General features: G+C 72.7%; 35 protein-coding genes and 1 tRNA gene. 16 read left to right on the plus strand and 20 right to left on the minus strand.

All coding sequences use genetic code 11. The annotated features are described in order from the left end of the window. Nucleotides 1-2: 2 nt before the first annotated feature. Both MKK68_RS23700 and MKK68_RS23705 read left to right on the plus strand, forming a co-directional pair. On the plus strand, nucleotides 3-509 hold the full coding sequence (locus MKK68_RS23700; RefSeq protein WP_244033093.1) for a hypothetical protein: 507 nt from the start codon (nucleotides 3-5) through the stop codon (nucleotides 507-509). Beyond that, nucleotides 481-1,143: a TetR/AcrR family transcriptional regulator gene (locus MKK68_RS23705; RefSeq protein WP_279605476.1), complete on the plus strand. Its 663-nt coding sequence runs from the start codon at nucleotides 481-483 to the stop codon at nucleotides 1,141-1,143. Before MKK68_RS23700 ends, MKK68_RS23705 begins: the two co-directional genes overlap by 29 nt. Nucleotides 1,144-1,315: 172 nt before the next feature. Here the strand turns inward: MKK68_RS23705 and MKK68_RS23710 are convergent, their stop codons facing one another. From MKK68_RS23710 to MKK68_RS23720, 3 genes are all read right to left on the minus strand, one after another. Next, complete coding sequence (locus MKK68_RS23710; RefSeq protein ID WP_147727098.1) at nucleotides 1,316-1,522, minus strand: hypothetical protein; 207 nt, start codon at nucleotides 1,520-1,522, stop codon at nucleotides 1,316-1,318. Nucleotides 1,523-1,604: 82 nt separating this feature from the next. After that, on the minus strand, nucleotides 1,605-3,005 hold the full coding sequence (locus MKK68_RS23715) for an MFS transporter (protein ID WP_147858971.1): 1,401 nt from the start codon (nucleotides 3,003-3,005) through the stop codon (nucleotides 1,605-1,607). 238 nt (nucleotides 3,006-3,243) lie between these two features. Beyond that, nucleotides 3,244-3,567, minus strand: a complete 324-nt coding sequence (locus MKK68_RS23720) for a hypothetical protein (RefSeq protein ID WP_147729602.1) — start codon at nucleotides 3,565-3,567, stop codon at nucleotides 3,244-3,246. Between the two features lie 187 nt (nucleotides 3,568-3,754). Here MKK68_RS23720 and MKK68_RS23725 point away from each other — a divergent pair, with 187 nt between their 5' ends. From MKK68_RS23725 to MKK68_RS23750, 6 genes are all read left to right on the plus strand, one after another. Beyond that, a complete protein-coding gene (locus MKK68_RS23725; RefSeq protein ID WP_187274771.1) occupies nucleotides 3,755-3,925 on the plus strand; it encodes a hypothetical protein in 171 nt (56 codons plus the stop codon). A 108-nt stretch (nucleotides 3,926-4,033) separates the two neighbouring features. After that, nucleotides 4,034-4,282 carry a hypothetical protein gene (locus MKK68_RS23730; RefSeq protein WP_244033095.1) on the plus strand — a complete coding sequence of 83 codons (249 nt, stop codon included), beginning with the start codon at nucleotides 4,034-4,036 and terminating at the stop codon, nucleotides 4,280-4,282. 142 nt (nucleotides 4,283-4,424) lie between these two features. Further along, nucleotides 4,425-4,730, plus strand: a complete 306-nt coding sequence (locus MKK68_RS23735; protein ID WP_147841897.1) for a hypothetical protein — start codon at nucleotides 4,425-4,427, stop codon at nucleotides 4,728-4,730. 194 nt (nucleotides 4,731-4,924) lie between these two features. Next, complete coding sequence (locus MKK68_RS23740) at nucleotides 4,925-5,680, plus strand: histidine phosphatase family protein (RefSeq protein ID WP_243988892.1); 756 nt, start codon at nucleotides 4,925-4,927, stop codon at nucleotides 5,678-5,680. A 40-nt stretch (nucleotides 5,681-5,720) separates the two neighbouring features. Then, a complete protein-coding gene (locus MKK68_RS23745; protein ID WP_147729008.1) occupies nucleotides 5,721-6,605 on the plus strand; it encodes an NAD(P)H-hydrate dehydratase in 885 nt (294 codons plus the stop codon). A gap of 43 nt (nucleotides 6,606-6,648) precedes the next feature. Then, the gene (locus tag MKK68_RS23750; protein ID WP_147729007.1) at nucleotides 6,649-6,825 is read left to right on the plus strand and encodes a ribosome modulation factor; all 177 of its coding nucleotides are present in this window, start codon (nucleotides 6,649-6,651) and stop codon (nucleotides 6,823-6,825) included. A 211-nt stretch (nucleotides 6,826-7,036) separates the two neighbouring features. Here MKK68_RS23750 and MKK68_RS23755 read toward each other — a convergent pair whose 3' ends face one another. Next, complete coding sequence (locus tag MKK68_RS23755) at nucleotides 7,037-7,726, minus strand: SDR family NAD(P)-dependent oxidoreductase (RefSeq protein ID WP_243932633.1); 690 nt, start codon at nucleotides 7,724-7,726, stop codon at nucleotides 7,037-7,039. A 224-nt stretch (nucleotides 7,727-7,950) separates the two neighbouring features. Between MKK68_RS23755 and MKK68_RS23760 the strand changes: the two genes are divergently transcribed. Beyond that, nucleotides 7,951-8,169 carry a hypothetical protein gene (locus tag MKK68_RS23760; protein WP_147729005.1) on the plus strand — a complete coding sequence of 73 codons (219 nt, stop codon included), beginning with the start codon at nucleotides 7,951-7,953 and terminating at the stop codon, nucleotides 8,167-8,169. Nucleotides 8,170-8,185: 16 nt separating this feature from the next. Continuing rightward, nucleotides 8,186-8,365: a hypothetical protein gene (locus tag MKK68_RS23765; RefSeq protein ID WP_147729004.1), complete on the plus strand. Its 180-nt coding sequence runs from the start codon at nucleotides 8,186-8,188 to the stop codon at nucleotides 8,363-8,365. A gap of 31 nt (nucleotides 8,366-8,396) precedes the next feature. Here MKK68_RS23765 and MKK68_RS23770 read toward each other — a convergent pair whose 3' ends face one another. Both MKK68_RS23770 and MKK68_RS23775 read right to left on the minus strand, forming a co-directional pair. After that, the gene (locus tag MKK68_RS23770) at nucleotides 8,397-8,693 is read right to left on the minus strand and encodes a hypothetical protein (protein WP_244033096.1); all 297 of its coding nucleotides are present in this window, start codon (nucleotides 8,691-8,693) and stop codon (nucleotides 8,397-8,399) included. Nucleotides 8,694-8,785: 92 nt separating this feature from the next. Next, the gene (locus MKK68_RS23775) at nucleotides 8,786-9,529 is read right to left on the minus strand and encodes a hemerythrin domain-containing protein (protein WP_244033097.1); all 744 of its coding nucleotides are present in this window, start codon (nucleotides 9,527-9,529) and stop codon (nucleotides 8,786-8,788) included. Between the two features lie 159 nt (nucleotides 9,530-9,688). Here MKK68_RS23775 and MKK68_RS23780 point away from each other — a divergent pair, with 159 nt between their 5' ends. Together MKK68_RS23780 and MKK68_RS23785 are read left to right on the plus strand one after the other, a co-directional pair. Further along, on the plus strand, nucleotides 9,689-9,883 hold the full coding sequence (locus MKK68_RS23780) for a DUF3606 domain-containing protein (protein ID WP_147728722.1): 195 nt from the start codon (nucleotides 9,689-9,691) through the stop codon (nucleotides 9,881-9,883). A 148-nt stretch (nucleotides 9,884-10,031) separates the two neighbouring features. Beyond that, entirely contained in the window at nucleotides 10,032-10,295 is a 264-nt protein-coding gene (locus tag MKK68_RS23785) for a hypothetical protein (protein WP_243934143.1), read from the plus strand. A gap of 150 nt (nucleotides 10,296-10,445) precedes the next feature. On the opposite strand, the gene MKK68_RS23790 is transcribed toward MKK68_RS23785, so the two are convergent. From MKK68_RS23790 to MKK68_RS23800, 3 genes are all read right to left on the minus strand, one after another. Continuing rightward, complete coding sequence (locus MKK68_RS23790) at nucleotides 10,446-10,727, minus strand: hypothetical protein (RefSeq protein WP_244033098.1); 282 nt, start codon at nucleotides 10,725-10,727, stop codon at nucleotides 10,446-10,448. 131 nt (nucleotides 10,728-10,858) lie between these two features. Then, on the minus strand, nucleotides 10,859-11,236 hold the full coding sequence (locus MKK68_RS23795) for a cupin domain-containing protein (protein ID WP_244033099.1): 378 nt from the start codon (nucleotides 11,234-11,236) through the stop codon (nucleotides 10,859-10,861). Between the two features lie 15 nt (nucleotides 11,237-11,251). Next, nucleotides 11,252-12,046, minus strand: coding sequence for a transporter substrate-binding domain-containing protein (locus tag MKK68_RS23800; protein ID WP_244033100.1), 795 nt, complete (start codon nucleotides 12,044-12,046; stop codon nucleotides 11,252-11,254). Nucleotides 12,047-12,169: 123 nt separating this feature from the next. Here MKK68_RS23800 and MKK68_RS23805 point away from each other — a divergent pair, with 123 nt between their 5' ends. Continuing rightward, nucleotides 12,170-12,391 (plus strand): hypothetical protein, encoded by a 222-nt coding sequence (locus MKK68_RS23805; protein WP_147728718.1) that lies wholly within the window; start codon nucleotides 12,170-12,172, stop codon nucleotides 12,389-12,391. Between the two features lie 89 nt (nucleotides 12,392-12,480). On the opposite strand, the gene MKK68_RS23810 is transcribed toward MKK68_RS23805, so the two are convergent. Next, nucleotides 12,481-12,705, minus strand: a complete 225-nt coding sequence (locus tag MKK68_RS23810) for a hypothetical protein (protein WP_147728717.1) — start codon at nucleotides 12,703-12,705, stop codon at nucleotides 12,481-12,483. A 201-nt stretch (nucleotides 12,706-12,906) separates the two neighbouring features. Between MKK68_RS23810 and MKK68_RS23815 the strand changes: the two genes are divergently transcribed. Further along, complete coding sequence (locus MKK68_RS23815) at nucleotides 12,907-13,503, plus strand: MucR family transcriptional regulator (RefSeq protein WP_244033101.1); 597 nt, start codon at nucleotides 12,907-12,909, stop codon at nucleotides 13,501-13,503. A gap of 64 nt (nucleotides 13,504-13,567) precedes the next feature. On the opposite strand, the gene MKK68_RS23820 is transcribed toward MKK68_RS23815, so the two are convergent. From MKK68_RS23820 to MKK68_RS23830, 3 genes are all read right to left on the minus strand, one after another. Beyond that, nucleotides 13,568-13,894, minus strand: a complete 327-nt coding sequence (locus MKK68_RS23820) for a hypothetical protein (protein ID WP_243932627.1) — start codon at nucleotides 13,892-13,894, stop codon at nucleotides 13,568-13,570. 219 nt (nucleotides 13,895-14,113) lie between these two features. Next, entirely contained in the window at nucleotides 14,114-14,812 is a 699-nt protein-coding gene (locus MKK68_RS23825) for a hypothetical protein (RefSeq protein ID WP_244033102.1), read from the minus strand. A 60-nt stretch (nucleotides 14,813-14,872) separates the two neighbouring features. Next, nucleotides 14,873-15,124: a DUF6894 family protein gene (locus tag MKK68_RS23830; protein WP_147729059.1), complete on the minus strand. Its 252-nt coding sequence runs from the start codon at nucleotides 15,122-15,124 to the stop codon at nucleotides 14,873-14,875. 123 nt (nucleotides 15,125-15,247) lie between these two features. Here MKK68_RS23830 and MKK68_RS23835 point away from each other — a divergent pair, with 123 nt between their 5' ends. Continuing rightward, complete coding sequence (locus tag MKK68_RS23835) at nucleotides 15,248-15,460, plus strand: hypothetical protein (RefSeq protein WP_147729058.1); 213 nt, start codon at nucleotides 15,248-15,250, stop codon at nucleotides 15,458-15,460. Nucleotides 15,461-15,780: 320 nt separating this feature from the next. After that, nucleotides 15,781-15,981: a hypothetical protein gene (locus tag MKK68_RS23840; RefSeq protein WP_147729057.1), complete on the plus strand. Its 201-nt coding sequence runs from the start codon at nucleotides 15,781-15,783 to the stop codon at nucleotides 15,979-15,981. 363 nt (nucleotides 15,982-16,344) lie between these two features. Here the strand turns inward: MKK68_RS23840 and MKK68_RS23845 are convergent. From MKK68_RS23845 to MKK68_RS23875, 7 genes are all read right to left on the minus strand, one after another. Then, nucleotides 16,345-16,419 (minus strand) — tRNA-Thr (locus MKK68_RS23845). Nucleotides 16,420-16,537: 118 nt separating this feature from the next. Next, nucleotides 16,538-16,996, minus strand: a complete 459-nt coding sequence (locus MKK68_RS23850) for an NUDIX hydrolase (RefSeq protein WP_147729062.1) — start codon at nucleotides 16,994-16,996, stop codon at nucleotides 16,538-16,540. A gap of 379 nt (nucleotides 16,997-17,375) precedes the next feature. Beyond that, the gene (locus MKK68_RS23855) at nucleotides 17,376-19,001 is read right to left on the minus strand and encodes a heme biosynthesis protein HemY (protein ID WP_244033103.1); all 1,626 of its coding nucleotides are present in this window, start codon (nucleotides 18,999-19,001) and stop codon (nucleotides 17,376-17,378) included. A gap of 117 nt (nucleotides 19,002-19,118) precedes the next feature. Next, on the minus strand, nucleotides 19,119-21,461 hold the full coding sequence (locus MKK68_RS23860) for a translation initiation factor 2 (protein ID WP_244033104.1): 2,343 nt from the start codon (nucleotides 21,459-21,461) through the stop codon (nucleotides 19,119-19,121). Nucleotides 21,462-21,618: 157 nt separating this feature from the next. After that, on the minus strand, nucleotides 21,619-22,326 hold the full coding sequence (locus tag MKK68_RS23865; RefSeq protein WP_147844693.1) for a uroporphyrinogen-III synthase: 708 nt from the start codon (nucleotides 22,324-22,326) through the stop codon (nucleotides 21,619-21,621). A 4-nt stretch (nucleotides 22,327-22,330) separates the two neighbouring features. After that, nucleotides 22,331-23,209: an aldose 1-epimerase family protein gene (locus MKK68_RS23870; protein ID WP_244033105.1), complete on the minus strand. Its 879-nt coding sequence runs from the start codon at nucleotides 23,207-23,209 to the stop codon at nucleotides 22,331-22,333. 43 nt (nucleotides 23,210-23,252) lie between these two features. Then, on the minus strand, nucleotides 23,253-25,004 hold the full coding sequence (locus MKK68_RS23875) for an ABC transporter ATP-binding protein (protein ID WP_244033138.1): 1,752 nt from the start codon (nucleotides 25,002-25,004) through the stop codon (nucleotides 23,253-23,255). Nucleotides 25,005-25,131: the final 127 nt, after the last annotated feature.

Here is a 25,131-nt window from a genome sequence, read left to right on the forward strand (position 1 = left end):
CGATGGTCGTCTCGCCCATCGTGGTCTTGCCGATCGTCGTCGCCGTGCCGATCGTCGTCGCCTTGCCGCTCGCGGGCCTGCCAGCCCTCGGAGCGGTGGTCGCGCGCGTCGCGGCTGCGACGGGGATATCCGTGATCCCGCTCGTCCGCGTACGGCTCCTCGTCCCTGCCGTCGCGGGGCCGATCCCGGACGACGCGCAACGCATCGCGGGCGGGGCGACGCCGATCGTCGGCATCGCGCGGCTCGGCATCGCGGGCCGGCCCGCCCTGCCGGGGCGGCGAGCCGACGTCGAGCAGGTCGCGTCGACTCCGCGACGGCCTGGACAGGCTGGACGAGGTGCTTGCATCGACGTCACGCATGGAATGAATGCAAACCTTTCGTCCCACCGCACGTTCAGCGAGACGGCGTGGGCGATCGTCCGTACGGTGCGGCGGGTTATCCGAACCGAACGTTTCGTTTCTACCCGCAATCTGGATGGTGATGTCAAGCGAAACGAACGGTTCGGCTGATGGCTCTCGGATTCGTGTGCCGCGCGGATCGCGCCGTCGCGAGGAGATCGCCGCTGTGGCGGAGCGCGTGTTCCTTCAGCACGGGTTCTCGGACACCACGATGAAGATGGTGGCGAACGAGGCCGGGGCCTCGACCGAGACGCTCTATCGCCATTTCGGCTCGAAGGACGACCTGTTCATCGAGGTCGTGAGCAACCGGACGCGCGATCTCAGGCAGCGGATCGAGACCGATCTCGGGAGCAAGGGCCCGCTCCCGGCGGTGCTCCGGGCCTTCGGCACGAACCTCTACGGCGCGATGATCATGCCCGAGATGACGGCGCTCGCCCGCATCATCGTCGCCGAGGTCCAGCGCAACCCGGCCCTCGGCGAGGCGTTCTACGCGATGGCGCCGGGCCGCACGCAGCGGCACCTGACCGACTACCTCGAGGCGGCCCGGCGCGACGGCACGTTCATCGGCGACGACCCGTCGCTCGCCGCGACCATGTTCATCGGATTGATCATCGGGAAGGTGGTTCCGGTGTGCCTGTTCATCCCCCACAAGGACGACGGCAGCCGCGCCGACATGGAACGGCACGTGGACGAGGCCGTCCGCATCTTCCTCGCCGTGTATCAGGCGGCGCGCCCCGCAGCGTGACGTGGCCCGGCTTCGTAGGCCCCGCGCTCAGCGCAGGAACCGACGGCGCGCCGGGGCGGCGACGAGAATCGCCGCCGGGCCGAGGGCGGCCGCGAGCATCACCACGAAGCCCAGCGTGATCATCGCAAGACCGTCGCCGGACGAGCGCGGGTGCCGGAGAAGCGCGCCGGCGTCACGGGCGCGGCCGGACGTGGAGGAAGCTGCGCTCCCCCGTCGCCGCCTCGGTCACGTGCTGGATCGCGTCGAGGAGGTCCGCCATCCGCTTCGGCGCCGAGGCGGGCATCAGGCGGCCGGCATCCACGCGGCGGGTGTCGGTCCGGCCGGCGGCGATCTGCGCCTGGCTCAGGGCATCGAAGTCGCGGCTGGGGCGTCGCTTCATGGCGGTGTCTCTCCTCGGGACACCGTGGCCGGCGCGTGGTTGATGAAGCGTTAACGCGGCGCCGAGGCCCGGCCCCGCAGCCTCACGCCGGTCTCGCCGTGTCCTCGGGGGCGACGGCGAGCCGGAGGAAGCTGACGACGCTCGCGACGGCGGCGAAGGCGCCGCCGAGCCCCAGGGCGAGCGCCGGCCCGTGCGCATCCGCGATCGCGAAGCAGGCGGCGACGAGCGCGGCGCCCATGGTCTGGCCGAGGAGACGGGAGGTGGCGACGATGCCGCTTGCCCCGCCCGATCGCGCCGGCGGCGCGCTCGTCATGATGGCGCGCAGGTTCGGCGCCTGGAAGAAGCCGAAGCCCGCGCCGCAGATCGCCATGCGCCAGCCGATGTCGAGGACGGTCGGGCTCGCCGGCAGGGCGGCGAGCAGCCCCATGCCGACGGCGAGTCCGGCGAGCCCGATCCCGCCGAGCAGGCCGGGCGGGTAGCGGTCCGAGAGGCGCCCGGCCAGGGGAGCCATCAGCGCGACCACGACGGGCCACGGCGTCATCAGGAAGCCGGTCTCGACCTGCGTGCGCCCGAGCGTGTGCTGGAACAGGAAGGGCAGCGAGACGAAGGCGAGCCCCTGCGCCGCGAACGAGCACACCGAGGTCGTGGCGGAGAGGGCGAACAGCGGGCGCCGGAGGAGGTCGGCGGCCAGCATCGGCGCGGGATGCCCTGCCTGCCGCCGCAGCAGCAGCAGGAAGCAGGCGACCGAGCCGGCGGCCTCCGCCAGGATGCGCCAGAGCGGCCCCTCGTGCGCGGCCTCGCCGAGGCCGAGCACGAGCAGGGCGAAGGCGGACGCGTTGAGCAGCGAGCCGACCCCGTCGAAGCGGTGGCCGGAGCGGCCGGTCTCCGGCAGCGCGGTCCAGGCCAGCAGCAGGGCGGCGAGCCCGATCGGCACGTTGACGGCGAAGAGCCACGGCCACGGCGCCGCGACGAGGATCAGCGAGGCGACGGTCGGGCCGACCGCGAAGCCGACGCCGACGACGAAGGCGTTGAGGCCGACGCCGCGCCCGAGCTGGTGGGCCGGATAGATGAAGCGGATGAGGGCGATGTTGACCGCCATCAGGGCGCTCGCGCCGACGCCCTGGAGCACGCGGGCCGCGACGAGCGTCGGCAGCGACCAGGCCAGCGCGCAGACGAGCGAGGCGCCGGTGAACAGGATCAGCCCGCCGACGTAGATCCGCTGCTGGCCGACGATCTCGCCCAGCGCCGCGATCGGCAGCAGCGTCGCCACCACCGCGAGCTGGTACGCGTTGACGATCCACACCGAGGCGCCGGGATCGACCCCGAGATCGGCGGCGATGGTCGGCAGCGCGGTGTTGGCGATGGCGGTGTCGAGCGTCGCCAGCGCGACGCCGGTGAGCACCGCCACCATCGCCCGCCCGCGCTGGGCCGGAGGCAGGCCGTGATGGGTCGGCGTGCTCGACGGTGCGGGCGGAGGGGACATCGTGGGCTGGGGCTCGCGGCGGCAACGCGTGCTGCATGCGGCCATGGCGGGGATGCTGGCAAATGCGCCGGCAGGCGCAACCACACGGTGTTGCTACGCTCCGGGTGCATATCTCAATCGGGCCGATCGAGCCGTCGGTGAACCGGCGGCCGCCATCGACCCTACGCGGCTCTCCGGCCGGGCTTGGCGAGATCGCCTCCGCCCGGCCGTCGAGCCGGCCGACCGCGTCGTCGGAGGCTCAGCAGCTCAACCGCCGGCCTTCGCGCCGGCCGAACACCCGGTAATGCGCCGCGCCCGAATCCACCTGCCCGCGGCTCACCGCGCGGCGAACGTCGGGGTTGCAGCGAAGGTACTCGGCCTCGTCGAACCCGAAGCGGCCGCCGCCGCGGCCGCGGTCGTCGTAGCCCCGGTCGCGATCGCGGTAGCGGTCGTCGCGGCCGCCATACCCGGATTCGCGCTCGCCGTAGCCGTAGTCCCGGCCGCCGTAGGGCTGGGACAAGGCCGGCGCGACCGATCCGGCGATCGTCAGGCCCACCACCATCACCGTGCAAAGCGTCTTCATCGATCCACTCCCGTCGCTGGCACTTGCAACGGCGTGCGAAGGCTTTGGTTCACATCGGCTCGGAGCGCGCTGCGCCCGGGACTTCGCGACCCGCGGCATGTTGCATCGCCTGCCGAACGTCGAGGACCGACCGGTCCGATGTCGCGTTGCCCTCGCATCACCCCTTCGGATCGCGAGGAAGATCGACATGGCACAACCCACCTTTCCCGACAGGCCGGGCCACGGCGCCAACAGCGTCGAGCATCGCATCGGCCAGGACGTGGACGGCGTCGACCAGCTCAGCAGCGTCGTCCTGATGGGCCTCGCGATCGGCGGCGCGGCGCTGGCGCTGATCCTGGTGCACTTCCTGATCGGCTGAGGCGGGTCGGCTGGCACCTTCTCAACCGGAAGGCGAGGAACGATCGGATCGTGGCCGTGGTTTCACGCCGTGGCACCGACCCGGTGCGGCAGCAAGGACGCGGCACCGATGACCAAGACCCGTTTCACAGCCTCTGCGATCGCGGCCGCGGCCTTCGGCGCCATCCTGATGTCGGCCGGCGCCGTCTCCGCCGCGACGCCGGCGCCCGCGCCGAGCCTCGTCCAGCCCGAGGCCCCGACCGTGCAGGTGCGGATGACGCGCCGCTCGATGATGCGCCACCACACCATGCGGCGCCACATGATGCGCCGTGGCGGCGGACGGACGATCAGCACGAAGCTCGGTGCCAGGACGCGCTGAAGGCGCCTTTGAAGACGCGCCGATCGAAGCCCGACGATCGAGGGGCCCGGCCGGAGAGATCCAGGCCGGCTTTCTCGTGTGGAACGGAGACGGCGCAAGCTGGTTCTTCAGCAGAGTTTGGTAATCCACCGGAGGAAACACATTGTCTTTCAAGTCGATCACGCTCGCGTCCGCGTTCGTCCTGACCATGGGCACCGCCGCCTTCGCCCAGGGCGGAGCCTCCAACGGCGGCCCCGGCAGCCCGGGCGCCGGGCCGTCGGCCGGCGGCACGATCAGTGAGGGGTCGGCCGCGGGCCGGTCGTCCACCACCACCGGTACCGTCCCGAACGCAGGCACCACCGCGCCGAGCGCCACCACGGCGCCCGTCGCGCCCGGTGCCGCCGGCAACGGCGCGGGCCCGAGCGCGGGCGGCACCGTCAACAGCGGCAGCGCCCCGACCGCGAAGTAGCCTTCGCGACGACGGCACGTCGTTCAGCCCGCCCGGTTCGCCGCGGCGGGCTTCTTCGTGCGCTCGCCCGCCCTGCCGGCATCGCGCCCGACGGCGGGGCGATGCGATCCCGCGTCGTCGCCGTGTCTCGCGCGCGACGACGCCGTATGACGAGACCTGCGCCGACCGGACCGGTGGACGCGCTGGAGATCCCCGTGCCGCACAGACAGCCGCTTCACCTCTGGATCGTGCGCCACGGCGAGAGCGCCGGCAACGTCGCCCGCGATGCGGCGCAGGCCTCGGGCGCGGCGCGGATCGACATCCCCGAACGCGACGTGGACGTGCCGCTGAGCCCGCTCGGCCACCGGCAGGCCGAGGCGCTCGGCCGCTGGTTCGCCAGCCTGCCCGAGGACCAGCGTCCGAACCTCGTCCTGGCCTCGCCCTACCGCCGCGCGGTCGAGACCGCCGAGGGGATCCGCGCCGCCGGTGCGCTGGCCGCGGACACCCCGCCGCTCCTCGTCGACGAGCGCCTGCGCGAGAAGGAGTTCGGGATCCTCGACCGGCTCACGCGCGCCGGAATCGAGCAGCTGCACCCGGAGCAGGCGGCGCTGCGCAGCGATCTCGGCAAGTTCTACCACCGGCCGCCCGGCGGCGAGAGCTGGTGCGACGTCATCCTGCGCCTGCGCGGCGCGCTTGACACGATGGCCCTGCACTACGAAGGCCAGCGCATCCTCCTCGTCGCCCACCAGGTGGTCGTCCTGTGCCTGCGCTACCTCCTGGAGAACATGACCGAGGGGGAGATCCTGGCGATCGACGCCGAGGGCGACATCGCCAATTGCGGGGTCACCGAGTACGTCCCCTCGGCGCGCGCCACACCCGGTGGTGCCCTCGACCTGATCCGCTACAACTTCGTCGCACCCCTTGAGGCACAGGGCGCCACCGTTACCTCCGAACCCGACACCAAGAGCTGAGCGACCGTCAGACCCTTGGGGCAAGGACCGGAGGGAAGCCATGAGCGCCGTCACACCGCTGACCGAGCACGTGCTCCGCGGCATGGCCCCTCCCGATCCGGACGGCGACAGCAAGGATGGGCGCGGCTGCGTCCTGATCGTCGCGGGCTGCACGGCGCTGCCGGGCGCCGTCCTGCTCGGCGCCAACGCGGCGATGCGCGTCGGGGCGGGAAAGCTGCAGATCGGCGTCTGCCGCGACCTCGCGATCCCGATCGGGATCGCCGTGCCGGAAGCCCTGGTGATCGGCCTGGCACAGACCGAGGCCGGCGGCATCGGGCGCGCCTGCGCCGACGATCTCGCGCAGCGGGCCGGCGCGAGCGACGCGATCCTGTGCGGGCCGGGGATGAGCGAGGACGCGGACACGGAAGCCGTGGTCGCCGCGCTCGTCCGTGGGGCGGACACGGCAGCCATCGTCCTGGATGCCGGGGCGCTCGCCGCGTTGCGCGCCGATCCGGACCTGACGCGCCGCCTGCCCAAGCCGGCGATCATCACCCCGCACGCCGGCGAGATGGCCAAGCTGCTGGACATCGACCGGGAGGCCGTCGAGGCCGACCCGCTGGCGGCGGCCCGCCGGGCCACCGAGCGCTTCGGGACGATCACGGTGATGAAGGGCGGCCGGACGCAGGTCGTCTCCCCCGACGGCCGCGCCTGGTGCTACGAGATGGGGCATGTCGGGCTGGCGATCTCGGGATCGGGCGACACGCTGGCGGGCCTCATCGTCGGCCTGCTCGCGCGCGGAACCCAGCCCGAAGCCGCGGCGCTGTGGAGCGTCTACGCCCACGGCGAGGCGGGCCGCCGGCTGGCGCGCCGCTACGGCGGGATCGGCTTCCTCGCCCGCGAGCTTCCGGCGGAGGTGCCGTGCATCCTCGCCGAGGTGATGACTTAAGCCGCGGCACCGCCGCCGCCCCACGCATACGGGAGAACCATCGATGTCGGAGCCGCCGGACGACAACCTAGACCACTACGCGCTCGGCTTCTACGCGCCGGGCAAGAACCTCCGCCGCGAAGACTGCCCCTATGCCGAGGGCATGGCGGCCCACGACCAATGGCTGGCCGGGTACGACGCGGCGGTCCGCGGCGACAGGCTGGACGATCGTCCCGCGTGACGCGCCTGAACGGATCGCCGTAGTTTGGGCGGTGGTTTGCTTTTCGGGCCCGAAGCGTCTCGACGCAGGGCATCGATCCGAACGATCGCCTCCGACCGGGGCACGGCTCCGGCGGGAATCGTTCAAAGCCGGAGGGATGGCCTGTCCGGCGTTGCGATCGCGCCGCGACGCCGAAGACGGACCTCGATCCGGCGGCGTCGAGTTCGAGGGGCTACCAGGGCACGACCTCCCCGGTATGGTCGAGGAAGACGCAGCCGGATCCCCCGAGGCGACCTTCCAGGACGGCCACCATGCCCCGCGCGCTGGTCTCGACGTCGAGCGTCGCCCGCCGGCCGCCGAGATCCGTGCGGACCCAGCCCGGATGCATCAGCACGACGCCCCAATCGGCCTTGGCGTGCTGCCCGGCGAAGGAGCGGGCCAGGGTGTTGAGCGCCGCCTTGCTCGCGCGGTAGCTGCTCCAGCCGCCGCCGCGGTTCAGCGACACCGAGCCGAGCTTCGACGTCATCAGGACGACGAGACCGCCCGGTGCGACGCGCTTGTGGAAGGCCTCCGCGAAACGGATCGGGCTGAGGGCGTTCGTCTCGAACACCGCCGTCGCGACCGCGCGCGGCATCGCCGCGGCCGGCGTGCCGGCCTGCGTCGCGACGCCCGCGACCACGAAGACGAGATCGAAGGCCGGGGCCTCCGCCAGCCGCGTGCGCAGGGCGGTCACCGCCGCATCGTCGTCGATGTCCACGCCCGTCTCGATCCGCAGCGTGCCGGCGCTCGCGAGCTCGGACAGGGCGGCCGACGGCCGGCGCACGGTGGCCGTCACCGCCCAGCCGCGCTCGAGGAACCGGGCGACGAGACCGAGGCCGAGCCCGCGGGAGGCGCCGACGATCAGCGCACGGCGCGCACTCATCGCGCGCCTGCCCGGGCGCCCCGGAAGGACGTCGCCGGGCATGGCGAAGCGGGGCTTGGCCCGTCGCTTGCGCGGGCACTGGAACGGGCGGGGCGGGACAGGGGCATCGCCTCAAGATAGCCCCCGCGGACGGCCCGTCGAGAAACCGGTTTGTCGCGTGCGATCCGGAGCGGATGGCGCCGGCTCGCGTTGACCCCACGACCCCGCCCTTCAGGACAGCCACGATGCATGCGACACGACTCGCGGAGACCGAGGCGACTCTCGCCCAGACCGATCGGGTCTGGCGAACCGAGGTGAGCCGCCTCTACGGTCCCGAGGGCGTCCTCCGTTTCGGCTACGGCCCGGAAGGGCGCGGCGCCGACGGCTCGCCCGTCCGGCGTGCCTACGAGGCGCGGCGTGCCGCGGTGGCGTCCTGGCGCCACGAGCGGCGGCCGCCGGGCTAGGTCCGGCAGCCCGGCCATGTCGCCTGCGATGGCTTCGATCCTCGGCCTGTGGTCGGCCTACTGGGCGGCGATGTTCGCCCAGATCGCCCACCTGCGTTCCCTCGACGACGGCGTCGGCGCAATAACGTGCGGCCGGGTCGCGCGAAGCCTCCTCGTCGTCGGCGTCGCGTTCTTCCTGGTCGCGAAGGGCGGCTAGAACGTGCGCTGCTCCGGTCGAAAGGACGGCGTCAGGCGTCGTTGTCCGGGGCGAACACCTCGCCGACCTCCGCCAGGCGGACGTTGGCCGCGTCGGTCGGGAGATGCAGCAGCCCGCGGTACTCCGCGAGCAGGCGACGCATCTCCCGGTCGGCGGCAGGGGCGTCGGCCGGCACCGGCGAGGTCGTATCGCAGCGGTCGACGAGCTCCGCCGTCCTCCGGTCGACGGCAGCCCGATCGGATGGGCTCAGCCCGGCGAGCCCGTCGAACCCGAGATCGCGGGCGACGAGGGCCGCGATCTCCTCCCGCTTCGTGTCCAGGTCCGACATCGCCGCCTCCCCGAGCCTGCTTCCGGCTCTCCGTCGCCGCATTCCGCGTCCGGAGCGACAACCGTGCCGCCGGCCGTCGCCCGCGCGGCCCGCTAGGTGAAACGCTGCGCCGAGATCGGGTCGCTGGCGGGGAAGGTCTCCTCGAGCCCTTCGTCGAGCAGCCGCTCCCGGCGCTGCGCCGGGCCGTCCACCCCGTTGCGTCCGGCCGGGATCGAGGCCGTCGCCGGGTTCACGCCCCGGCTCGCGCCGCCGGTCGCGCCGCGGCGGCCACCGGCTCGACCGAGGAAGCCCGCCTGCCACAGAAGGTAGCCGAGGCCGACCGCCAGGGTGCAGACGATGACCCGGAGGTCGAACTCGCTCCGCGGTGCCGGTGCCGGACGGTCGCGGCCCTGCAGCATCCAGCGCTTGGCTTGAACGAACGTCTGGCCCGCATCGCGGACCTCGCCCGCGGACAGCAACGCCCGCGCTGCCGGGATCAACTCGTGCTTGTGGCGGTGAAGGTACTGGTCGACGAGGAAGGTCGCGTCCTCGAAGGCATCCAGCCACCCCTCGGAGCCCGTCCGACGCTGTCGCGCCAGGTCCGCGAGCTGGCTCATGAACGCCCGGTGCTGCTCGTCCAGCGCATCAACCAGCGTCCGCGTCTGCGCGCGCCGGCCGAGGGGGGCGTAGAGGCTGACGGAGACCGCCTCGGCATGTGCTTCGAGGCGATCGATGAGCTCGCCGAGAAGGCGCTCGCGGCTCCGCACGGCACCCGGCCCCTGCGATGCCTTCGGCGCATCGTGGATGAGTTGCTCGATGTTCGCGTGGTCGCGCCCGATGAGCTGCCAGACATCCATGATGGTACTCCTTACCGTTGTCCCTGCTAACCGCCCCGCCCACCGGCCGTTCCTCCATCCGCCCGTGCTCGGGGCGCAGCGTGCGCAACGAATCGCCGGGGCGGGCCGCGTGAATGAACCGCCGGTGCACTGCCGCATTGGGGGAGGCAGGAGCACCCCATGCCGATCGACGACACGCACGAGCCTCAGACCGTCAACCTCTCGACGCCGGACGCGGCCGCCTACTGGGCGCGCAAGCTCCAGGTGCCGGTGGAGACGCTCGGGGCGGCTGTGGAGGCCGTCGGCCACGACGCCGAGAAGGTCGCGGCGCATCTCGGCCTTCCCTGGCCGTACGAGGCCAGCGGCATCGTCTGACGCGACGCTTCGCCGGCCCATCAGGCCGGTGGGCGATCGAGCACCGTTCCGACCGTGCCTGTCGGGACACGCCGCGCGACGACGTGGGCCGGGCGGCGCAACCCGGACGCATCCCGCAACGTTCTGGCACCGGACCCGGGTCGAGCGGGTGCCTCAGGAGAAGACGATGTTGGTACGTTTTGGAGTCGGCTTTGCGCTCGCGACGTTTGCGGCGACCGCAGCGATCGCCGCTCCGGTGTCGCAGGAAGACAAGGCCGCGATGCAGTTGCTCTGTGCCGGCGACTTCGCGACCTTCTGCACCGGCCTGCCGCTCGAGGACGGCCCCGAGACGCGCGCTTGCTTCAACAGGAACATGTCGAAGCTCTCGCCCGGGTGCCGCAACGCGATCGAGGCCTACAAGAAGAAGGGCTGAGGCCCGCCCCACCGGCGCCCCGAGCCGCGTCGCGCGGGCGGCTCCCGCCCGGCGGTGGGCATGGAGCTCCGCGAGGCGGGATCCGGCTCTCGTCGCTCGGCCTTCCGGCGGCAAGCGTGCGCCGATCCGGACCGCACCCCGAGGCCGCGCTCACCCCAGGGTGATCGCGCCGTCGCTCCGGTCGATCGTTGCGACGCGCGGGCCGCGAATGTCCGGATCCCGCTGTTCCCAGGCCGACAGGGCGGCGTTGACGGCCTCGACGATCGCGCCCGGGGAGCCGCCGATCTGCGGGCGGATCGCCTCGACCAGCGGGGTGACGATCGTCTGCTCCTCCAAAGGGTGAGCCGGCATGGTCGCCTGGCGGCAGTACGCCGCGTAGACGTTCTCCGCGATGGCGCGGGCCGCGCGGTCGGGATCGGGCGTTTCGCTCATTCCAGAAAAGCCTTTCGCGTCGGGGTGCTCGGAAGACGCTGTTTCGCGCATCGCCCGCTTCGTTGGGTGCAGCTTCGGCAGGCCCGCGGTCAGGGGGACGGCTCCTGCAAGGGCTTGCCCTTGTCGACCACTTAGACCGACAGGACCTTGATCGTCCTGTCGCCGACCACCGTGTAGCCCGCGTGCGGCACGTCGCGCGGGTTGATCCCGCGCTCGCCGGCCGGCCATTGCTTCGGTTCCTTGCCGGACACCTGCACCGTGCCGCCCTCGATCACGTAGAACGACTCCTCGCCGTGGTGGACGTGGCGGGGCGAGGTCGCACCCGGCGGAAACTCCACCAGCTGCATGATGATCTCGCGCGTGTCGTCGCCGGAGACCGGCGCGCGGCCGAGCTCGGTCCGCCTGATCTCGTGCACCACCGTCTCCTGCGCCATCGCCGAGCCCCCGAAACCGACTCCACCGGCCGTGCAGGCCAGCGCGAGCCCGCCGCTTGCGTACCATCGCGTCATCGCCTCGCTCCGTTCCTACGGTGCCACCGCATCCCCATCGAAGCCGTGGGCGTCGAAGATCCGGCGCACGAGGCCCGACCGCTTCGCCTCCGCAAGCCACGCCGTCACCGAGGCGAGCGCCGCCGACCGGCCCTTCGGCACCGCGACGGCGACCTGCGTCCGCTGGAAGCCGCCGGTGACGATCCGCGAGCCGGGGACCTGCGCCACGATCGGCTGCAGCGTGTCTCGCGACAGGGCGAAGGCGTCGGCCGCTCCGGTTCGCATCCGATCGATCGCCTCGGCCACGGAAGAGACGGCCACCGGCCGGGTCCGCGTCAGCGTGCGGCCCGAGGCGCGGATCGTCGTGGTCCCGTCGATCGCCACCACCTTGAGATCCGGCCGGTCGACCTGCGCGACGTCGACGATGCCCGACGCGCCGGTCACTAGGTAGGTGCTCTCGAGGTCGTAGTAGCCCGGCCCGAAATCGAGCACCTGCCGACGCGCCGCATCGACGGGCATGAAGCTCACGTCGATCGTCTCGGCCTGGAGGGCCGCTGCCGCAGCGCCCGAGTTCGGGAAGAGGGTCACGGCCAGCGGCAGGCCCACCTGTCGCGCAAGGTCTGCGCCGAGATCCGCGGTGACGCCCTCGGGCGTCCCGTCCGGCGAGCGGGCGACGAAGACGAGGCCGGCGGACGGCGCCTCGACGAGGCCGACCCGGAGCGTGCCGGTCGGCGCCAGCGCGGCCTTCGCGGCGGTCTCCTGCGCAAGCCCGGGAAGCGTCATGGCGGCGAGGATGGCGAGCGCGGCCGGCAATCCCTGGGCGGGCGGCATGGGTGGCGTTCCCGGAGTGGTTTCTCGCCGTCCGCTGTACACCGTCGTCGAAGCGGGTCCCATGCGGGCGGAGCGGGAACCGCCGACGAACGTTGCGCCATGACACGCGGTCGGAGCGAGCCCATGGAAGTCAGCGATCTGAAGAACCCGCCCTTCGTGGTGCTCACCTACCGGGACGGGCACGTCGTCGTCGAGGAGGATGCCGCCACCGAGGTGGCTGCCCGCCTGCGCTTCGCATCGGCGGTCGACCTGTGCGAGACGCGGGACGATGCGCATGCCCACCGGGTCGAGCTGCGATCGGGCGAGGCCGTGATCGACACTTGGCCGAAGGCGGAGCGTCCCTAGGGCGACCGGCGCTCGCCGACGCAGGAACCCCGGATCGCGCGAGCGTCCCGGGGTTCCTGCGTCGTGCGCCGATCGAGAGGGCCGGTCGCTCAGCGGTGGTGACGCCGGTGATGGCGCCGCATCATCCGCATCCCGCCCATGCGGGGGCGCATCATCCCGCCGGTGCGCGCGCCGGCGTGCATTCCGCCCATGCGACCGTTGCCGGTCGCCGCCGCGTTGCGATCGAGGCCATCGCCCGGTGACGCCATGCCGGCGGTGTTGGCGCCGAGCAAGAGGCCGAGCGCCACCGTTGCGCCGAGGATGAGCTTGTTCATTCTGTAGAGCCTTACACGGCGCTGCGCCGTGACGTCAGAACAGGGATCGGCAGTCCTGGTTCCAGAGATAGGATCGTCGCACGTCGGGATCGCTCGGTTTCTGCAATATTACATTCGATACCCACGCGTTTCGTTCGAACGGCACTTGACGAGATAGGCGAGCCCGCAGAGCCATAGCTTTTCCGGAAAAGGAGTGCCGCCTTGGAAGATCAGCTCGAATATCAGCCCAATACCCCCGTCGGTCTCACGGCCGACATCGTCGCGGCCTATGTCTCGGGCAATCATGTCCAGGTGGCCGAGCTGCCGACGCTGATCGCCAACGTGCACGCGATGCTGTCCGAACTTCGCAACGGCAAGCCGGCCGAGCCCGCGGGCCCGGAGAAGCCGACGGCGGCTCAGATCCGCAAGTCGGTCACGCCGGACGCGCTGGTCTCCTTCCTCGACGGCAAGCCCTACAAGACGCTGAAGCGCCATCTGAACGGGAACGGCCTGTCGTTCGAGGAGTACAGGACCCGCTACGGCCTGCCGGCGGACTACCCGTCGACCTCGGCGAACTACTCCGCCACGCGCTCGGCGTTGGCGCGCTCGCTCGGCCTCGGTCAGCAGCGGCGGAAGCAGCCCGCGGCCGCCGCAGCGGTCGAGGCGACCGCCGAGGCTCCGAAGGCGCGCGGACGCAAGCCCAAAGCCGCCGAGTCGCCCAAGGCCGTAGAGGCGTCCCAGGCCGAAGGAGCGCCGACGCCGGCTCCGAAGACGCGTGGCCGCAAAGGCAACGCCAAGACGGCCGCCGAGCCGGCCTGACGCCGTTCGACGCCCCGTCCCGTGGGCGGATCGGGACGGGGCCGGATCGCCCGGCGAGAGCGTGCTACTCCGCCTTGCGGTGCCCGCGCCCGTGCTGCGCCTTGCCGGCGCCGGCCGCGGCTGCAGCCTCCTTCTCGGCCTTCCCGACCGTCGCCGAGCTGGTGGCGGCGTCGCTCGTCGCACCGGCCGGCGCGTTCGAGGCCGCGGATTTCGGCTGCCCCTTGCCCTCCGTCGGCGCCTCCGCCTTGCCGCCTTCGAGAACCTCGGGGTGGCCGGCCCCCGCCTCGGCGCTTCCGGCCCGCTGCACCTCGGCCGCCCGCTCGGCCTGCGCGCTCGTCGTCTCGTGCTGCTGACCGTCGCCGGACCGACCCTTGGCTGGGTTCGACATCATCACATCCTCTCTCGTGGTCACGCGGCAACCGCCCGCATAGATCACGGTTCGGGCGCCCCCGCCGCGTGCGACGAAACGCCGAGCCGCCGTTCGCTCGGCAAATCGACCGCCGGCCCAGGGGGGACGAGCGCGTGCAGGCTGCGACCGTCGCGAGGACGGGCGAGCGGATGGTCCGCACTGGGACCAAGTGGCTGCGGACGAGAGGGGGAGCCGATCGGATCAGCGTTGCGGCATGCGCCTGATCGAGCCGACGTTCTCGGGGGAGAGGTCCGCCTCGAAGGCGCCGTGATGGTGGACGGCGACCTGCCTCGGCTCGGCCGGGCGCATCTTCTCGGACGACGCGTCGCCCTCCGGACGATCCGGCGTGACCGATCCAAGCCGGAAGGAGGGCCGATCCTGCAGGTTCCAGGCCTTGGCCGGCTTCTGGTCTCCGCAGCCCTCGCACACGGAGACCAGCCACGATTGCCACAGGCCGTTGGTCTTCTCCTGCACCGATTCCGCTCGCTCGCGATGGGCCGAAGCGAGAGAGAAGGTATCGAGGTCGCCCTGCTTGCTGGGTTCGGGCAACTTGCGAAGCCGCTCGAGCTTCGTATTCCAGGTTTCGCCCCCGGTCCTGGGGGGAACGTTCGTCGTCACCGTGTCGAGCGTGCTGCGATCCGGCTCGCACCCGATACAGATGTTCCGGATCATGCCGTCCCCGACGTCGCCGGGTGATCCCGATCGGTCCGATACCGAGCCCGCAACACGGCTCGGCTTTTTGGTCTGCCCGACGGCGGTCGTCGTCACCGCCTTCTCGTTGACGGGCGGGATCGCACCGGTCCGGATCTCGCCGGTCTGAGCGGTCGCCGTCGCCGCGGGAAGGATACACAGCACAAGGGTGGATAGGATCATGCGCTTTGCTGTCATGGCTGCCTCCATGACAAGTCAATCTTCTGCGCTGTCGCTGGTTCGAGGCCATTCGGCAGCGAAAAACAGAAACTATTTCTTCCGTTCCGATCGGCTCTCGAGAATGTCCACGAACGGCTTCGAGATCACGTGCCGGCCCGCCGCATCGTAGATCTCGACCGTCCAGGCCGACCAATCGCGCCGCGCGCTGCCGAGCATTAGGTCGATCGCGACCCGCTCGGCGTGGAGGCGCATGAGCGCCCAGGTCGGCAGCCGCCTGCCCTGGAGATCGGCCACGAGGTCGAAGCCGTTCGTGCAGTGGAAACGGTAAAGCGGTGTCGGCATTGGCCTTCTACCCCGCCCTCCACAGCATCTCACCGTTCCGTGGCCCACCGTGCTCGCCATGGTTGAACCGTCGGCCCGCTTGCTATTTGTTCCTTGTATGTTCTTGGACAACTCGGAGCCGCGATGCACCCCCAGCCCCACCAACCGCCTGTGGAGATCCGGCTCACCGAGGCCGAGACGATCGCGCTGGCCTACCGGAGGGCCGCCCGCGGCGATGCCTGGATCGCGCTGGTACAGGTGGTCGAGGACGCGCTCGCAGACCTGGCCGAGGCCGAGCGCCGGTCGCTGCGGCGGGACCGGCTGGTCTCGCGCGGCTACGTCCGCGGGCAGCTCTGACGGAGCGCGGCCACGGCCATCGCGGGCGCCGGATCATCAGGCGGCCGTGGGCGGGCCGGACGGCACGTCTCGGCCGTGCGGGCTTTGCTTCGCCCCGCGATGAGGCCGACGGCGATCCCTTCTCCCGCCCGCTGGCGATCGATCGGCGGCTTTCTCGGGAGCACGGTCGGCGTACGCGAGCCGACACCCGCGCACCGTGCGGCGCGGCCGAGGGTCGCTCCGCGCCGGGCGATCGGAACGGCCGTTTCGACCCGGGGTTTGCTCCCCATGTCCCGAGGCTGCGGCGCAGGCTTCGCGCCGGCCGACCGATTGGAGCACCCATGTCGAACAAGCACCCGAAGACCGATACGCCGACCGATGCCGATCTGAAGGGCAATCCGGGGATCGGCCAGTCCCGAGGCCTGACGGGTCACGACATCGAGGACATCGAGGCGGACTCGACGGTGGAGGGCGACACGGCCAACGAGACGAAGCTCGACGGCGGGATCGATCCGAACCACCAGGGCCGGACCAACAAGTAAGGGTCTTGCGTTCGCGGGGCGCAACACGTGCCCCCCGCCCCTGACCGCCCGCGCATCCGCGCCGATTTTCCGGCCGGCGGCATGGGCGATGGCACGATCGGCATGGGCCGATCCGCGCCCGATCCGCGAGCCGGGGCGCACCGGTCCGTGACCACGCTGCCGAGAGCGATCCGTCGCCTCCGCCGCGGCCCAAGCCGGCACCCAAGCCGACCGGGAACGAGACGGTCCCGACAAGGTGGTGTTCGGGGATGTCGATCGGGCAGGGGGAGCTTGGCTCGCCCGCGTTCTGCCCATGCGAAAAAGCGTGCCCGGGGGACAACGCCCTACCGGTCGATCTCAGTGCTCATCGGAGGCGTGGATTGATGGTGCTGCGAGGGGGGATCGAACCCACGACCTCCTCATTACCAATGAGGTGCTCTACCACTGAGCTACCGCAGCAACGGCGATCCGAGGCCCGCGAGGGGGCGTCTCCGTCCGACCGAGAGGGGCTTTAAGGGATCGACGGCGGCTTGGCAATCGCGCTTGGCGGTCCCGAGGGCGCAATCGACCGGGTGGATCACGTTTTGGGGCGGCCGTCGCGCTTCAGCGCCGCGCGGATGATCGCGGCCAAGCCCGGCTCGGTCACCGCCTCGGCGGCGTCCGCGGGGGTGAACCAGCGCTGCTCGCGCTGGTGCTGCTCCGGCCAGGTCTTGCGGTGCTTGCGCACCTCGAGCGGAAACACCTTCACCTGGCACAGCACCGCGTCGCGGTTCTTCAGGCGCTTCTGGTAGAGGTAGAAGCCGAGCGGCCGCTTGCCGATCTGGCCGATCACGCCGGCCTCCTCGTAGGCCTCGCGGGCCGCCGCCTCGAAGGGCTTGCGCCCCTTCATCGGCCACCCCTTCGGGATCACCCAGCGCCGGCTCTCGCGGGAGGTGACGAGGAGCACGCTGTAGCTGCCGTCGGGCTCGCGCCGGAACGGCAGCGCGCCGACCTGCGGCCGCGCCTCGCGCTCGTCGTCGAGCGGCATCGTCGTCATGCGCGTCGGCGCCATGCGGGCGCTCCGATGCGGTTCCAGCGCTCCGAGGCGTGCGGCCCGATCGCGGAGGGAACGATGCGGTGTGCTGGGCCGGAACGGAACTGGAACAGTGGTGGGGCCTCTCGGAGGAAAAGTTATCCGGCAAATAATCGATCGGACCTGCCCTGGGAAGCGGGCGTACCGCCGATTGCAGCCGTCTTCACCACCAAAGGTTGGTCGTTTCGTGGGTCAAACGCACCGTAGCGCAGAACGGTGCCGCGCGTCGGAGCCTACCACAGGATGTATCTTGCCGTGGCGATATGGCCGTTCGATGAAGCCCGACGCCATGCCCGTGTCGCACCCGCCGGCCGCCCGGCGGGGCCAGGCGGCGCGGGAACGATCAGCCGAAGCGACGGGCCTTGGCCTCGGCGTCCTCGCGTGCCGTTGCGGGCGAACCGGTTGCAGGCGGACCGGCGGGACGCGGCTGCGGCAGCACCACGGGGTTCGCAGCGCCGGCCGGCATCGGCCCGGGTTCGGCGACGGCAGGCTTGTCGGCCTCGGCCGGCACCCGCGCAACGCTCGCCGGCGTGATGCCGGCCGGGATGGTGGTCGTCGGCTTGGGCCCGGCGGCGGGAGCGGGCGCCATCGTGCTCGCGGCCGCAGGCGCGGCGGCGTGGGGCGCCGCGAGGGCGACCGTGTCGGTGTCCGGCGCCGGCGTCTCGAACGGCTCCTGGCCGGCGAGCAGGTTCGGCGGCGCCTGCCAGACGAAGGCGTCGATGCGGCCGGAGACCGGCGAGATCGGCTCCCAGGTCGGCGAGGCGACGCCGTCGGCGATCCAGACGGGATCGCGCGGGGCATGCGCGGCGCGGGCGAGCCATTCGCGGGCGCGGCCCGAGCCGGCGCCGTGCTCGGTCTCCTCGATCCGCGCCATCATCAGGCAGGTGCGCACGCTCGGGCCGTCGTCGAGCAGGGGCCGGATCGCCTCGCGGGCCTTCTCGAAGTCGCGGGCGTCGAACGCGGCCTGCGCCAGGGCGAGGCGCGCCTCGGGGGCCCAGGACGAGAGCTTGGCCAGCGTCTCGGCCCGCGCCAGGCGGTCCCGCACGGAATCGCCGGTGCGCAGGTTGAGGTAGACCTTGGCGAGGTCCGGGTGCGGATTGGCTTTCCACGCGGCCTCGACGATCTTGGCCGCCTTCTTCAGATCGCCGCGGCGGGCGAGCAGGCGCCCGGCGATGCTGGCGGCGGGAACGAGATCGGGCGCGAGCTTGACCGCCTGGAGCGCGCGCTCGGTCGCCGCCTCCGGCTCGCCGGCCTCGCGCACCTGCGCCATCGCGGTGAGCAGGACGGCACGCTGGCGCCGCGCCTCCGCCTTGTCGATCAGCCCGAGGGAGCCGCGGCGCTCGACGATCTCGAGCGCGCCGCCCCAGTCGCCGTCGGCGCATTGCGCCTCCAGCACGGCGTCGTTCGCCCAGGTGACGCTGGGGGCGAGGCGTGCGGCCTCCGCCGCGTAGGCGCGGGCGGAGACGTCGTCCTCGCGTCGGCGCGCTTCGACGAACAGGCCGCGCAGGCCGAGCACCCGCGTCTCGGGGTCGTCGACCATGCGCTGGAACGCGCTCTCGGCCGCCTGCCGATCGCCGGAGATCTGCGCCGCCTGAGCCTTGAGCAGCAGGGTCAGCGGTTCCGCGCCGAGCAGGCGCTCGGCGTCGCCCGCATGGCGGCGGGCGGCGAGGGGATCGCCCGACCCGACCGCGACCATGCCGCGCGACAGGGCGGTGAAGCCCTTGGCCCGGCGGCGCTCGCGCGAGCCGTTCACCAGGGTGTCCGGCAGGGTGATGATGCCGCGGACCACGGCCCAGACGAGGCCGAGCGCGATCGCCGCGATGCCGACGCCGATGAGGGCGATGGCGAGGCTCGTGGCCACCTCGTAGCCGTTCCACACGATGGTGACCGACCCGGGTCGGTCGGCGATCCACACCGCCCCGAAGGCGGCGACGGCAAGCAGGGCCAGGAAGGCGAGAGCGCGCCACATGAGGTCGGGTACTCCTGTCAGCCGCGAGGACGGCGTCGCGTCGCGACGAGGATGTGGGCGGGGGCGATGGCCGCCCCCGTAGGATGGCGTGTCTCTGCGATCACCTCTGGGGGGCGATCACGGCTTGGCGGTCGGCGCGGTCGTCGGCAGACCCTTGAACGCGTCGGAGAGCAGCGCCTGGGCCGCCTGGGCCGCCTGGGCCCGCGCCTTCAGCGTCGCGCCGAAATCGCCGGCCTGCGCCTTCAGATCCTGCGGCATCGCCTCGTAGGCCTGCGACGCCTCGATCAGCGCGCCGCGGTCGAGGGCCGCCTGCACCTTCGCCGTCGGATCGCTGGCGGCAGCCTCCTCGGCGGCCGGCGGCGCATCGACCTTGCGGACCTGCACGATCGAGTCCGCGATGCTGAGGAAGCGGCTCTTGAGGTCGCCGTTGGCGGCGACCTCCTTGGCGGCGGCGGCCTTGCGCGCGGCGGCGACCTTGTCGGCGATCGGGCGGAACGCGGCGGCGAGCTGGTCCGCGGTCGGCGCGCCCTTGTCGGCGAACGGCGCCAGGGCGTCGACGCGGCTCGCGTCGCCGGTCTCGAGCTTGCGCAGGGTCGCCAGCGGCTCGGCATACGGGACGCCGGCCTCCAGCGCGGCGGCGATCCGGTCGGCGGTGACGACCTTCAACGCGGCCTGGACGGTGCTGGCCTCGGCCCGAAGCGCCACCGCCTTGTCGAGGGTGGCGATCTTGTCGGCCTGATCCTGCAGGCGCCGGTCGAGGGCCTTGGTCGCCGACTCGGCCGTGCTCCTGCCGGCCTCGGCCGCCTCGCGGCTCGCCTGCGTTGCCGTCTGCACCGCCTCGGTCGCGGCCTTCACCCGCTCGTCGAGGGTCTTCTGCAGGGCATCGAGGCGCTGGCCGAGGGCCTGGTCGGCCTCGGCGTTCGCCTTGGTGCGCGCCTCGACCTCGCCCTGGAGCGTGGCGAGCTTCGGCGCGAGGTCGACGGCCGGCGCGCGCGCCGCCTTGTCGGGTGCCTTGTCCTCAAGCGCCTTCACGCGCCCGTCGAGGGCGGCGATCTGCTTGGGGTCGCCGCCGGCCTGGGCCACCCCGAGGCGGGAATCGCCAGCCTGGTCGCGGCCCGGCTCCTCCTGCAGGGCGGAGACGCGCTGGTCCAGGCTGTCGAGCCGGGCGGCGATGTCGGCCGGAAGAGCGGCCTGGGCGGCCGCCGCCGGGGTCGTGCCCTGGCCCTCGGCGGGCGCGGCCGTCGCGCCGGAGGCACGGTCCAGCGCCTGCCTGGCCGCGGCCTCCGCCGCCTTCACCGCGTCGGGCAGCGGCTTCAGCGTCGCCTCGTTGGCGGCGACGCGCTTGTCGAGGGCGGCGACCGCGTCGCGTGGGCTCAACGATGCCATGCGCTGGTCGAGGCCGGTGAGCTGGCCGGAGATGCGCTGGTCGAGGGCGTTCAGGCGGGCGTCGTCGCCGGCATTGCCGAGGATGCCGGCGCGCTCCACCGCGAAGAGCAGGCCGGCGCCGATCACGCCGCCGAGAAGTCCGGCGGTCGCCACCGAGCCGAAGCCCGGCCCGCGGGCGGCGGGCGCCTCGGCCGGGCCGACCCGCGGCGGGGTGCTGCCGGAGCCCGCCGGCTTGGCGCCGGCCTTGGCGTCGGACGCTGCCTTGCCGTCGGAAGCAGGCTTGGGACCGGACGCCGCCATGCCGGCCGCGACCCCCGCGGCTCCCGCCGCGGCGGCCTTGGCGTCGCCGCGGACGTCGCCCTTGTTCGCCCCGGCGTCCTCGACGCGCTTGGCCTTGAGGTCGATGATCGGTCCATCGGTGAGGGCGCCGGAGGGCCGCGGCCCGCCCGCCGTGGCGCCGCTGGCGGATCTCGGCGGCTCGGCGGCGGTACCGGCCCCGGACCGGCCGAACTCGGGCTTCGCCGGGTCCGGCTTGCCCGGCTCGGCTTTCCCCACCTCCTTCGCCGCGGACGGGCCGCCCGGCGCGCCGGCGATCCCGGGCTTGGCCGCCTCTGTCGCGGGCTTGCTCGGGAACGCTGCAGAGGCGGCGCCCGCCCCGCCGGCAGGCCTGGCGTCGAGCTTCGCCGGATCGGCGGAGGGCTGGGCCGGGCGGCCGGGCTCGGCTTTCGTCGGCCCGGCGGTGATCGGAGGATCGGCGCGGCCGGCCTCCGGCTTCGGCGCCTGGGCCGAGGACGACGGAACGGCGGCCTTGGCCGTATCGGGCTTGATGGTGTCGGGCTTGGCCGTATCGTTCTTGGCCGTATCGGGCTTGCCGGTCTCGGATTTGGCCGGCTCCGACTTGACGTGGACGCCCGGCGGCAGGGTCTCGGGCGGACGGCCCTGCGGCGTCGACGCCGTTCCGGGCTTGCCGCCCTGGGTCTGGGGGGCGGTCGAGCTCGGGGCACCGTTCTTCGCGGCACCCGGAGCCTGGGAGCCGGAATTCGGACGGTCGGCGTCGTTGGATGGTGGCTTCACGGCCGTTGTCTCTCCCGTCTCGACGTCCCGGGCGCGGCGGCTGTGCCGCGCGCCCCGATCCTAACGTTCCTCACGACCCGCGCCGGTGCGGGCGGCGCCTACCTATCACCGCCGCTTCCGCCCGGGCGAGACCCGATCTGACGGCGGCGCGGCGATGTTAGGACAGGCCGGCGAGGAGGTCGTCCTCGCGCGGTCGCCCAGCGACGAAATGGGCCGCGACCCCGGCTTGGTCCAGGGCTGCGGCCACGTCGTCCGACAGGCAGTAATGCCTCAACGCGCGGAAAGCTCCGCCGTGTCCGGCCGCTTCCGACAATCGATGCGCCACGCGCGCGCTGCGGCGGGAATAGTGCAGGGCGGCGTCGAGCCCTCCGGGGACGGCGGCGAAGGCCGCGAAGACCGGGTCCGGCAGGTGCGCCACCGCCTCGGCCGCGTAGGCGACGTGCGTCGCGATCCGGTAGCCGGCGGCCGTCAGCCGGGCGGCGGGTTCCGCCTTGCGCTCCGCGCCGGCCACGTGGAGCAGGGATGCCCCCGGCGCGACGGATCCCTGCACGATCGCTGCGAGCGCGGCGGCGTCGCCCGTCCCCGCCGTCACCGCGCCGAGCCGCGCTTCGGCGAGCGCCGCCGTCCGCGGGCCGACGGCGAAGACCGGGATTCCGCGCAGGGTGGCCGCCTCGGTCGTCGCGAGCAGCGCGTCGAGGGCGTTCGCGCTGGTGAGGATCAGCCCGTCGAACGGGCCCGGCGGCAGGGCTGCGCCGGTGGGGCGCACCACCAGCACCGGCGCCACCAGGGGCAGGTGGCCGAGCGCCGCCAGGCGTTCGCCGGTGCGTGCGGCGCCGGGCTCCGGCCGCGCCACCCAGACCCGCACGGCCTCACCCCTCCAGGGTGAGGCGGATGCCGTGATCGGCGGTGGCGCCGGGCGCCAGCAGGCGCTGCGCATCGCGCTCGGCGAGTTCGCCCGAGAATCCGGCCCAGTCGGCATGCCCGGTCCAGGCTTCGAGCGACAGGAACGGCGCGGTCGGCTTCGTCCACACGGCGAGGTGCGGAAAATCCTCGACCGCCATCCGGATCGCCCGCCCGCCCGGCCCGGTGAATCGCATCGTGCGGCTCAGCGCGTCGCGGAACACCAGCGCCTCGGTGAAGAGCGCCGGATCGAGGGGCAGGACGTTGCCCTCGAGGCGGATCGGGCGCTCCTCGCGCAGCAGCAGGCCGCCGGGGCCGACCTCGGGGACGCTGGCGCGCTCGGCCCGCTCAAACGCGACCGCGTAGCCGCCGCCGGCCGCGCGCGTCCCGCCCGCGAACGGCCAGGGGAAGGCCGGGTGGAAGCCGAGCCCATAGGGCAGGGCGGTCTCGCCCGGATTGTGGACCGCGATGGCGAAGTCGAGCCCGGCGGGGCGCACCCGCGCGGTGATGTCGAGGCGGAAGCGGAAGGGATAGTGCGCCAGCGTCTCGGCCGTTTCGGTCAGGCGCAGGGTGACGGCCTCGTCCGTCCGCTCCACCACCGCGAAGGGCAGGTCGCGGGCGAAGCCGTGCTGGGCCATTGGATAGGTCCGGCCGTCGACCCGGACCATCCCGCCGGCGGAGGCGCCGACCACCGGGAAGAGCCAGGGCGCGTGCCGGTTCCAGTGCTCAGGATCGCCGCTCCAGAGGTATTCGGTGCCGCCCACCCGCCACGACACCGGCTCGGCGCCGGCGAGCGTCAGGGTCGCGGTGGTGCCGTCGGCGGCCTTCAGGTGGATCGGATCGGGCATGGGGCATCGGCTCCGGATCGGGGTGGGTTCGTCGGCGCCCGGCTCACGCGGCCGCCCCGACATGCTGCGTCACCGCGTGAAGCGGGCCCGACGCCACGAGGCGGCCGCCGTCGAGCACGTGGACCGTGTCGGCCGCTTCCAGGCTGGTGAGGCGGTGGGCGATCATGATCAGCGTGCGCTGGCCGGCGAGCGCGTCGAGCGCGGCCATCACCGCGCCCTCGGTCTCGCCGTCCAGCGCCGAGGTCGCCTCGTCGAACACGATCACGTCGGGGTCGTGGTAGAGCGCGCGGGCGATGCCGATGCGCTGGCGCTGGCCGCCGGAGAGGCGCGCGCCGCGCTCGCCGACGCGGGCGTCGTAGCCCTCGGGCAGGGCGGCGACGAAGTCGTGCGCGCCGGCGAGCCGCGCCGCCCGCTCCACCGCCGCGCGGTCGACCGGCTCGAGGCCCAGCGCGATGTTCTCGGCCACCGTCCCGTCCACGAGGAACACGTCCTGCGGGACGTAGCCGATCCGGTTCTGCCAGGCCGGCAGGGCCTGTGAATCCAAGGGCGTGCCGTCGACGGTGATGCGGCCGGCATCCGGCGGCAGGATGCCGAGGATCAGGCCGACCAGGGTCGACTTGCCCGAGCCGGTGCGCCCGACGAGGCCGACGGTGGTGTTGGCCCGGATCGTCAGGCTCACGTCCGCGAGCGCCGCCCGCCCGGGCGCGTAGGCGAAGCCGACCCGCTCCAGGCGGATCGCGTCGCGGAACGGCAGCCGTGCGTCGGTCCGCGGCGAACTCTCGCTCTCGCCGTCGAGGTCGTCGACGATCACCCGCACCGCCGGCAGGTAGAAGCGCAGCAGAGCCAGCGAGTTGAAGATGTTCTGGAAGGCCGGCAGCATCCGGTATCCGGCGAAGGCGAACAGCCCGAGCAGCGGCAGGATGCCGGCGGTGTCGAGCCCCTGGGCGAGGGCGAACAGCACCACCACGATGACGCCGCCGAAGGCCAGGGCCTCGATGACGAAGCGCGGCATCTGCCCCGTCAGCAGGCTCTCGGCGGTGGCCTTGGCATAGGCGCGGGCCGGGGCGTCGAATTTGCCGGCGAAGGCGTCCGCCCGGCCGTAGAGCTTGAGCTCGGTGAGCGCGCCCAGGGTCTCCTGCACCACGCGGTAGCGCTGGGCGTTGTCGGCGACCGAGCGGGCGCCGAGCGAGGCGAGGCGCGCGCGCATCACTAGGTAGATGCCGACGTAGAGCCCGCCGAAGCCGCCGCCGAGGATCAGCGCCAGGCGCGGCGCGTAGACCAGCAGGAAGCCGATCACCGCGAGGGCCGAGATCGCGCGGGAGGCGACGACGGTGGCCGGCGTCAGCACGCCGACGACCAGGCGGTCGGTCTCCGAGAGCACGTTCTTGGCAAGCTCCGCGCTGTTGCCCTGGGTGAAGAACAGCTTTTCGCGGGCGAGGTAGCGGAACAGCAGCCGTCGGGCGAAGCCGTAGCCGGTGAGATGGGTGAACAAGAGCTGCGCGTAGGTCAGCGCGGCGTTGACCACCGCGGTCACGAGGATCGCGAGCAGCGCCGCCATCCCGGCCGCGATCAGGAAGCTGCGGTCGTCCGACAGCCCGAGCGTGTCGCGGATCTGCGCGAGGTAGGGCAGGCGGGTGGCGGCCGCGGGATCGCCGACCAGCGTCAGGAACGGGATCACCGAGGCGACGCCGACCACCTCGAGCAGCCCTGCGCCGGCCAGCCCCAGGGCGATCAGCGCGAGCCGGCGCCGGTCGCGGGCCCGCATCGCGCGCACGAGATCGATCAGCGTGCGCAACGGGGTGTCCTCGGGATCGGCGGAACGCACCTCTCCCTCTCCCCTTTGCGGGGAAGGGTACCCTGCGGAGCAGGGGGGCAGGGAAAGGCGCCCGGCGCGGTTCTCTCTGTGAAGCGCACGTTCATGT

Source organism: Methylobacterium sp. E-016 (assembly GCF_022829745.1).
Lineage (GTDB): Bacteria > Pseudomonadota > Alphaproteobacteria > Rhizobiales > Beijerinckiaceae > Methylobacterium.